Source organism: Agromyces humi, from assembly GCF_009720255.1.
GTDB classification, from domain to species: domain Bacteria; phylum Actinomycetota; class Actinomycetes; order Actinomycetales; family Microbacteriaceae; genus Agromyces; species Agromyces humi.
Genome location: NZ_WJSP02000590.1, coordinates 1 through 1,654, shown reverse-complemented (window position 1 = coordinate 1,654; position 1,654 = coordinate 1). Strand labels below are relative to the sequence as shown.

Below are 1,654 nucleotides of genomic sequence, written 5' to 3'. Positions count from 1 at the left end.
CGCTCGGGGCTCATCGGCCTCGTGGCGCTGCTCGCCGTCATCACCCTCGCGGTGCTCGCGCCGGTCATCGCCCCCGCCTCGCTCCTCGACGCCACGCAGGCGACGGCGGACCCGAACCAGCCGCCGTCGGCGGGCTACCCGTTGGGCACCGATCCCGCCGGGCGATCGGTGCTCGTCATGCTGCTCTGGGGCGCGCGGGTCTCGCTGCTCGTCGGGTTCGCCGCGACCGCCGTGTCGGTGATCATCGGCACCACGGTCGGCATGGCCGCCGGGCACTTCAGTGGCGCCGCCCAGTCCGCGCTGCTGCGGTTGATCGACTTCTTCCTGGTCATCCCGTCGCTGGTGCTCGCCATCGTGCTCTCGACGGTGCTCGAGCGCGGCGTGCTCACCATCGTCATCGCCATCGGGGTGACCTCCTGGGCGGCGACCGCCCGGCTGGTCAGATCCCAGACCCTGACCGTCGAGGCGCGCCCCTACATCGAGCGGGCCTGGGCGCTGGGCGCGGGACATGGCCACGTGCTCGGCCGGCATGTGCTGCCCGCGGTGCTGCCGCTCGTGCTGGCGAACACGACGCTGGCCGTCGGTTCCGCGATCATCGCCGAGTCGACCCTCGCCTTCCTCGGGCTGGGCGACCCCACCCAGGTCTCGTGGGGAACCATGCTGAAGACGGCACTCGACACCGGGTCCGCCACTGCCGGCTACTGGTGGTACGTGCTGCCGCCCGGCATCGCCATCGTCCTCGTCGTCCTCTGCTTCACCCTCGTCGGCCGAGCGTTCGAGGCCGTCGTCAACCCCACCCTCCGGAGTCGCTGATGCCCAAGCTCGAATTCGACGACGTCCGCATCTCGTATCGCACCAGCGCCGAGGACGGTCAGCCGGTGATCCGTCATGCGGTGGACGGCGTGAGCCTCGTGCTCGAGCCCGGGGCGACCCTGGGGCTCGCGGGCGAGTCGGGCTGCGGCAAGTCCACGCTCGCGATGTCGGTACTGCGGCTGCTTCCGTCGAACGCCGAGGTCACCGGCGCCATCCGCTTCGGCGACGAGGACGTGCTCACGATGAAGTGGGGTCGCCTCCGCGCCGTGCGCTGGGCGGAGGCCGCGATCGTCTTCCAGGGGGCGATGCACTCGCTGAACCCGGTGCAGCGGGTCGGAGCGCAGATCGCCGAGGCCCTCGTGCAGCACGCGGCGAGCGACTTCCGCGACAAGGCGCGCCGCGTCGCGCGCATCATCGAGCTCCTCGAGCAGGTCGACCTCCCGCCCGAGAAGGCCGACGCCTACCCGCACGAGCTCTCGGGCGGCCAGAAGCAGCGCGTGATGATCGCGATGGCGCTCGCCTGCGATCCCGAGCTCATCATCGCCGACGAGCCCACGACCGCACTCGACGTGATCGTGCAGGCACAGGTGCTCGAAGTCCTGACCGGGCTGGTGCGCGAGCGCGGGCTGAGCCTCCTGCTCATCAGCCACGACCTCTCCGTGCTCGCGGCAACCTGCGACCGGATCTGCGTCATGCAGCAGGGACGCATCGTCGAGGACGGGCCGGCCCACCGCGTGATGGCCGATCCGCAGCATCCGCACACCAAGGCGCTCGCCGCCGCGTTCCCGGTGATCGGCGACGCCGCGTCGCGGCTGCGCCTGCCGGGGTATGCCGCGCCGCG

The 1,654-nt window shown here is 71.6% G+C and carries 2 protein-coding genes; both read left to right on the top strand.

From position 1 onward, the window contains the following. On the top strand, positions 1-813 hold an 813-nt coding region (locus GH736_RS22605), incomplete at its 5' end, for an ABC transporter permease (protein ID WP_159607233.1). Further along, positions 813-1,654, top strand: an 842-nt coding sequence (locus tag GH736_RS22600) for an ABC transporter ATP-binding protein (protein WP_159607231.1), incomplete at its 3' end; no start/stop codon positions are given. The genes GH736_RS22605 and GH736_RS22600, both read left to right, overlap by 1 nt.